Origin of the sequence: Clostridium sp. 1001283B150225_161107_B6 (assembly GCF_015556325.1) — a bacterium.
GTDB lineage: Bacteria > Bacillota > Clostridia > Lachnospirales > Lachnospiraceae > Enterocloster.
On sequence record NZ_JADNMD010000023.1, the window covers coordinates 1 to 7,227 of the forward strand.

Genomic DNA, 7,227 nt, shown 5'->3' on the forward strand with positions numbered 1-7,227 from the left:
GCCCTGAACCTGGACGCTATCCATGACACCGTACATGAGATGGCCAAGGACGAGGCCCGTCACGGCAAGGCATTTGAGGGTCTGCTTAACAGATACTTTGGTTAATTAAGCGGCCGGTATCCGGCCTATGACTGTTACAGAATCAGGAGAAGAGCACACTCTTCTCCTTTTTTGCGTCTGTAATCTGCTGTCCCGGAGTGTATCCGGCAATTGCAGTTTCGCAGGTATCCGCCAATCGTCATAGAATCTTCATAATTAAAGCCTTGAACCCGCTATCCATCTGTGCTAGACTAAGCACGAAAATGCTTTAAAATCCTGTTATCGGAGGTCCTTTCATTGATACAGAATGTCCTATGTTTTTTGGAAAAATCCGCAGAAGCCCATCCCCGTAAAACAGCTTTTGCTGACGAACATACAAGCCTTACTTACGGTGAACTGACAGACCTGTCCATGAAAATCGGCAGTGTCCTGGGCCGAAAGACCGGCCCCCGCCGTCCTGTTCCCGTACTGGCGGAAAAGAATGTATTTACCCTGGGCGCCTTTCTGGGCATTGTGCAGGCAGGCTGTTTTTATGTCTGTCTGGACGGGAGCCAGCCTGCCCAGCGCCTGAACCGCATTCTGGATACCCTGCAGGCAGACCTGATGATTGCTGATAAGGAAAGCCTTGGCCTGGCCGGTGATATCACCTTTTCAGGTGAAATACTGCCTCTGGAGGAGCTGAGATGCCTTACGGATGATGTCCTGAATCCGGGGCTCCTTGCTTCCATCCGCGCACAGGCCGCCGACACAGACCCCCTGTACGGAATCTTTACCTCCGGCTCCACGGGCGTGCCCAAGGGCGTGGTGGTGAGCCACCGCTCTGTCATTGATTTCATCGGGCATTTTACGGAGCTGTTCCATATAACTCAGGATGACGTCATCGGCAATCAGGCGCCCTTTGACTTTGATGTATCTGTAAAGGACATCTACTCGGCCCTGAGTACCGGGGCCACGCTGGAAATCATTCCCAAACGGCTGTTTTCCATCCCCACAGGACTTCTGGACTACCTGTGCCACAGGAAAATCACCACAGCCATCTGGGCTGTCTCAGCCCTGTGCATCATCACCACGCTTAAGGGTTTTACCTACCGTGTGCCATCCCATCTGAATAAAATTCTTTTCAGCGGGGAGGTTATGCCGGTCAAACATCTGAACACATGGCGCAGTTACCTGCCAAAGGCCCTGTTTGTAAACCTGTACGGCCCCACGGAAATCACCTGCAACTGCACATACTACGTGGTGGACCGGGACTTTGAGCCCGGAACCCCCATTCCCATCGGGAAGCCATTTCCCAACGAAACCGTATTCCTGCTGGATGAAAACAACAGGCTGGTTACAGAACCCGGACAGTGCGGAGAACTCTGCGTGGCCGGAACCGCTCTGGCGCTGGGCTACTACAGGGACCCGGAACGCACTGCCATGGCCTTTGTCCAGAATCCCTTAAACACCTGCTATCAGGAGACTATATACCGGACCGGCGACCTGGCCTGCTACGGTGAGGACGGCCTTCTGTATTTCAGCAGCCGGAAGGATTTCCAAATCAAGCACATGGGCCACCGAATCGAGCTTGGCGAGATTGAGGCAGCCCTTGAAGCCGTGGAAGGTGTGGACAGGGCGGTGTGCCTGTTTCTGGAGGAGAAGAATAAAATTGCTGCCTTTTATGAGGGAACCGCCGGCAAAAGGGATATAGCACTGGGCCTGGAACACCTCCTGCCCCGCTATATGTTCCCCAATCTATACAGAAACCTGCCAAAGCTTCCCCTTACCAAGAACAGTAAGGTGGACCGGCAGGCACTCAGGAGGCTTTATGAATAACCGTACCCTGCTGGAAGCTGCCCGGCAATATAATACCCCCTGCTATCTCTTTGACCTGGATGCATTCACCTCACGCATCCGCCGCATGGGAGAGATTCTCGGAAAACAGGTAAACATCTGCTACGCCATGAAGGCCAACCCCTTTCTGACAGCTGCCGCAGCCCGGACAGCAGCCGGGCTGGAGGTCTGCTCACCGGGAGAGTATGCCATCTGCCGCCGCGCCCATGTGCCGGCACGGAATATTGTTCTGTCAGGCGTCAATAAGGAGGAGGCCCACATCCGCTCAGTCATGGCAGAGCAGGGTGCGGGCACCTACACGGCGGAATCCCTAAACCAGCTCCTGCTGCTGGAAACATGCGCAGCCGCAGCCGGGCTGACCGGTGTCAGGGTGCTTCTGCGCCTGACCAGCGGCAACCAGTTTGGTATGGATGAGGAGGATGTCCTTGCCTCAATCCGTAACCGCGGCTCCTATCCCCACCTGGACCCGACAGGTCTCCAGTACTATTCCGGCACCCAGAAAAAGGGTCTGGAACGGATAAAGAAGGAGTTGGAAAAGCTGGACTTACTTCTGGGTTTTGTCAGGGAACAGCTGGATTTTGAGTTCCGAGAGCTGGAATACGGACCGGGTTTCCAGATACCCTATTTTGAAGGGCAGGAACAGCCGGATGAAGAAATTCTTTTGCAGGAATTCAAAAAAAGCCTTGATTCCCTGGATTTTAAAGGTATAATCTTTCTCGAGGCAGGCCGTTTCCTGGCCGCTCCCTGCGGCAGCTATCTGACCCGTGTGGTGGATATAAAGCGCAGCCTTGGCCAGAATTACTGCATTGTAGACGGCGGCATCAACCATGTCAACTACTATGGCCAGACCATGGCCATGAAGGTGCCTGCATACCGCTACCTGCCCCAGGACAATCCGGCCCGGCGGCAGAAACCGGAACACGGCGCTATTGTCATGGACGGGAACAAAACCTTCATGGCATCCGGACATCCCCCCGGCGATGACACGCCTGCCAGCGGCCGCTGGACCGTGTGCGGCTCCCTCTGTACCTCGGGAGACATACTGGTGAAGAACCTCCCCCTGGAAGGTCTGACTATAGGGGATTTACTGGTGTTTGACCGCATCGGGGCCTATTCCGTGACCGAGGGCATTTATCTGTTTCTGAGCAGAAAGCTTCCCGCGGTCCTGACCTATACGCAAAAACAGGGGCTTTCCCTGGTGCGGGATGTCCTGCCCACGGATATGCTGAACGACGGCTCTGCCGCGCAGATATATCAATCACAGAGCGGCTCTTCAAAACGCTCTGACACATAAAAGGAGAACAATCATATGGATGAATTATTCGAACTGTTAGAAGACATAAAACCAACGGTGGATTTCAGGACATGCACGGGCCTGATTGACGACGGCTGCCTGGATTCCTTTGATATCCTGTCCATTGTCAGCGAATTAAACGATGCTTTTGGAATTGAGATATCTCCGGTGGACATTGTTCCGGAGAATTTCAACTCTGCCCAGGCCCTCTGGAACATGGTAGAGCGCCTTAAGGACAACTAAAGGGGTAGGTCATGTCTTTTCTTTCAATGAAATTCCTGTTATTCCTGGCCGCGGCAGTGACAGGATATTACGTGATACCCGGACGGCTCCAATGGATTTGGCTGCTTATATTCAGTTATATATTCTATCTGGCCTCCGGCCCGGCGGCGGTAGTGTTCATCCTGACCACTACCGCCACTACCTTTCTGGGCGGTCTGTGGCTGGAGCACACGGACCGGAGGCTTGCCCGCGCCCTGGGCCCTGACAGCCAGGCACAGCCCCTTTCCCCGGAGGAAAAAAAGGCCATGAAAGGGCGCTGCAAACAGCGCAAAAAGGGGATAACAGCCCTGGTCCTTCTCCTGAATTTCGGCATTCTGTCAGCATTAAAATACCGGAATTTTGCCACTGAAAACATAAATCTTTTCTTTGGCACACACATTTCCCCGGCAAGGCTCCTGCTGCCGCTGGGAATATCCTTTTATACCTTCCAGTCCATGGGATATCTCATAGACGTATACAGGGGTAAGTATGCGCCGGACCGCAATCCCCTGCGTTTCGCCCTGTTTGTCTCCTTCTTCCCCCAGATACTCCAGGGGCCCATCGGCCGGTATGACCGCCTGTCGTCACAGCTGTTCGGCCGGAGGAAATTCAGTCTTACCCGGATTGAGAGGGGGCTCCAGCTTATGCTCTGGGGCTACTTCAAGAAAATCGTCATTGCAGACAGGGCCGCGGTCATTGTCAATGAAGTCTTTGGCAATTACCAGTCCTACCACGGCATCGCGGTCATAGCCGGCGTACTGTGTTATTCCCTTCAGCTGTATGGGGATTTCTCCGGCGGCATGGATGTAATTATGGGCGCCTCAGAGTGCTTTGGCATATCCCTGGACGCCAATTTTAAACGCCCTTATTTTGCGCGGTCCATATCAGACTTCTGGCACCGCTGGCACATCACCCTGGGCACCTGGATGAAGGATTATGTATTCTATCCTTTTTCCCTGTCTAAGGGCATGAACCGGTTTGGAAAGTACTGCAAAAAACATTTCGGAAAGCATGTAAGCAGGGTACTGCCGGTTTGTATTGCCAATCTGCTGGTGTTCTTCCTGGTAGGCGTGTGGCACGGACCTGCCTGGAAATTCATTGTTTACGGACTCTATAACGGAGGCATTATTGCCGCCAGCAGCCTGTTGGCTCCCATCTACGGGGAAATGGCCCGGAAACTGCATATCCCCCTGGAATCCAGAGCCTGGGCAGGGGTCCGGATTTTCAGAACCTTTATCCTTGTGAATATCAGCTGGTATTTTGACATGGCGGAAAGCCTGGGAGCCGCGCTGACCATGATGAAGAATACCATTACCGGTTTTTCCCTTTCCGCGCTGACAGACGGCAGCCTCTTAAGGCTGGGCCTGGACCTGAAGGACTATGCTGCCCTGGCCCTATCCTGCGCAGTCCTGTTCACGGTCAGCCTGCTTCAGGAAAACCAGGTTGACATGAGGGCTGCCCTGGCCGGGAAACCCCTGGCTGCCAGGTGGTGCGTCTATCTGATGCTGCTCTTTTCCATACCGCTGCTGGGCCAGATTACTATGACGGGAGGAGGATTTATATATGCCCAATTCTAGCAAACCGGCCGGCCGGTCTGACAGACAGTCCCATGACCGGCCCGGCAGACAAGTGTTAAAGCGGCTGAGCCCCATCCTGTTCCTGGCCCTGTGCATATGCATCACGGCAGCCCTCAATTATGGTTTTATCCCTCCCAGCTCCGTGAGAATCAACCTTCATAACCTCAGAAACGGCGAGACATATGACACCATATTTATCGGAACTTCCCACGGACAGTACGGTATAGACCCTCTCTCCGTGGACGCTGCATCCGGCGGAAGCTCTGTCAGCCTCTGCATGGCAGACGCCTACCCGGACGATATGTACTACATGTTAAGACTGGCCTGCGAGACGCAGTCGCCTTCCCGCGTTGTATATGAGCTGGACCCTTCATACTGGATGAATGAACAGCGCAGCGGCTCCACCCAGATATTCTTTTATCAGGAGTTTCCGCTCTCCAGGTCCAAGGCTGCCTACTTCCTGGACAAAATCATAAACCTGGACTTCCGCTCTGCACTGGCTCCATGGAGCTATTACCGCAACCTTGTCGGCCGGATTCCGGACCATATACGCCGGAAGCAGAGTTCTTCCTACAAAAATTACGACCCTTCCATTCTGGAAATCCCCGGAGGTCATTACGGAGGCCGGGGCTTCATCTACCGGGACCGGGTGGAGGGCGAGGATAAGGGCACCTTCAACAACATCCCCTGGGATGAGAGCCAGGTAAAGCCCAGGGCAGAACGTTACTTTGACCGTATCGCCTCATTCTGCCGGAAAAACAACATTGAGCTCACTGTTATCACCACTCCCGTACCCAGGGAGACACTTGACCAGTTTGCCGGTTCCTACGCGCAGTCCCACCAATATTTCAAAGACCTTATGGAAGGCCTCGGTCTGGAATATTATAACTTCAATTATATGAAGCCGGAGCTTATGGACCGCAGCATGGAAGGATACTGGGACTACGACGGCCACATGGACGGCGTCAGGGCCAGGGAATTCAGCACACTGCTGGGCCGCTTTCTGGGCAGCCTGGACCAGGGCTGCCTAAAACCAGATGACTATTTTGATTAGCAGAACATGTATCATGCATGATATGATTCAGTGATATAATTCAGCGATACAATATGAAGATATCCCAAAACCAACGGTAAAACATATGGTTCCGGCCCGGTATCATATGTTTTACCATGCGTTTTGGGATGTTTTTTTCCAGTCCTTCTCCCCGCTTCCCCTCTTACACTTTTTATTAAACTTTTTTCAAAAATCTATTGACAAACCATCTAAAGTAGTTTATATTAATATTAGTAACAATTACTATTATTAATTTAACAAATACATGAATCCTCTGAGGATTCACATTAAACCCTATAAAGGAAAAGGAGAATATTGATTATGAAGAAATGGGTATGTACAGTTTGCGGTTATGTTTATGAGGGAGAGAATGCACCTGAGAAATGTCCGCAGTGCGGCGTTCCGGCTTCCAAGTTCAAAGAGCAGGCATCCGAGGGAATGGCATGGGCTTGCGAGCATGAGGTTGGCGTGGCTCAGGGCGCTCCTGAAGATATCATGATGGATTTAAGGGCTAACTTTGAAGGCGAGTGCTCCGAGGTCGGCATGTACCTGGCCATGGCAAGGGTTGCCCACAGAGAAGGCTATCCTGAGATTGGCATGTACTGGGCTGAGGCTGCTTTTGAGGAAGCAGAGCATGCTGCCAAGTTTGCCGAGCTGTTGGGCGAGGTTGTTACCTCCTCCACCAAGAAGAACCTGGAGATGAGGGTTGCTGCTGAGAACGGCGCTACCGCAGGCAAGTTCGACCTGGCTAAGAGAGCAAAGGCCCTGAACCTGGACGCTATCCATGACACCGTACATGAGATGGCCAAGGACGAGGCCCGTCACGGCAAGGCATTTGAGGGTCTGTTAAACAGATACTTCGGCTAACTCCCATGGGAAGGCGGCTTATCTGACGGACAATGCTTCCGGCAATATGTTTTCAGCAATGGGCCTTAAACATTATCTGTGGTTTCATCTTCCGCCTTCCCGCCGGAAATAACAAAAAAGTGAAATTTTTTATGAAATAACACTTGACAAATCCTGGAAGATGGTATATATTAATATCAGTAACAATTACTATTATTAAAACATTCAGAACAAATAATATAAGGAAAAAGGAGAATATTGATTATGAAGAAATGGGTATGTACAGTTTGCGGTTATGTTTATGAGGGAGAGAATGCACCTGA

General features: G+C 52.1%; 6 protein-coding genes and 1 pseudogene. All 7 read left to right on the forward strand.

What is annotated here, in order from left to right:
- Positions 1-105 (forward strand): annotated as a pseudogene (locus I2H39_RS28975) (NADH peroxidase); the annotation flags it as partial.
- A 231-nt stretch (positions 106-336) separates the two neighbouring features.
- Entirely contained in the window at positions 337-1,854 is a 1,518-nt protein-coding gene (locus I2H39_RS28580; RefSeq protein WP_195628110.1) for an amino acid adenylation domain-containing protein, read from the forward strand.
- On the forward strand, positions 1,847-3,166 hold the full coding sequence (locus tag I2H39_RS28585; RefSeq protein ID WP_195628111.1) for an alanine racemase: 1,320 nt from the start codon (positions 1,847-1,849) through the stop codon (positions 3,164-3,166). The genes I2H39_RS28580 and I2H39_RS28585 overlap by 8 nt, the downstream gene beginning before the upstream one ends.
- A gap of 15 nt (positions 3,167-3,181) precedes the next feature.
- A complete protein-coding gene (locus I2H39_RS28590) occupies positions 3,182-3,409 on the forward strand; it encodes an acyl carrier protein (RefSeq protein ID WP_195628112.1) in 228 nt (75 codons plus the stop codon).
- Between the two features lie 26 nt (positions 3,410-3,435).
- Positions 3,436-5,004 carry an MBOAT family O-acyltransferase gene (locus I2H39_RS28595; protein WP_330641124.1) on the forward strand — a complete coding sequence of 523 codons (1,569 nt, stop codon included), beginning with the start codon at positions 3,436-3,438 and terminating at the stop codon, positions 5,002-5,004.
- Positions 4,991-6,058: a hypothetical protein gene (locus I2H39_RS28600; RefSeq protein WP_195628114.1), complete on the forward strand. Its 1,068-nt coding sequence runs from the start codon at positions 4,991-4,993 to the stop codon at positions 6,056-6,058. The genes I2H39_RS28595 and I2H39_RS28600 overlap by 14 nt, the downstream gene beginning before the upstream one ends.
- Positions 6,059-6,379: 321 nt before the next feature.
- Positions 6,380-6,925, forward strand: coding sequence for an NADH peroxidase (locus I2H39_RS28605; protein ID WP_195628115.1), 546 nt, complete (start codon positions 6,380-6,382; stop codon positions 6,923-6,925).
- The last annotated feature ends 302 nt before the right edge of the window (positions 6,926-7,227 follow it).

What these genes read in the sequence shown, in the direction of transcription:
- I2H39_RS28600 (WP_195628114.1), top strand. Translation starts at nt 4,991, where the DNA reads ATGCCCAATTCTAGCAAACCGGCCGGCCGGTCTGACAGACAGTCCCAT.
- I2H39_RS28605 (WP_195628115.1), top strand. Translation starts at nt 6,380, where the DNA reads ATGAAGAAATGGGTATGTACAGTTTGCGGTTATGTTTATGAGGGAGAG.
- I2H39_RS28590 (WP_195628112.1), top strand. Translation starts at nt 3,182, where the DNA reads ATGGATGAATTATTCGAACTGTTAGAAGACATAAAACCAACGGTGGAT.
- I2H39_RS28585 (WP_195628111.1), top strand. Translation starts at nt 1,847, where the DNA reads ATGAATAACCGTACCCTGCTGGAAGCTGCCCGGCAATATAATACCCCC.
- I2H39_RS28595 (WP_330641124.1), top strand. Translation starts at nt 3,436, where the DNA reads ATGAAATTCCTGTTATTCCTGGCCGCGGCAGTGACAGGATATTACGTG.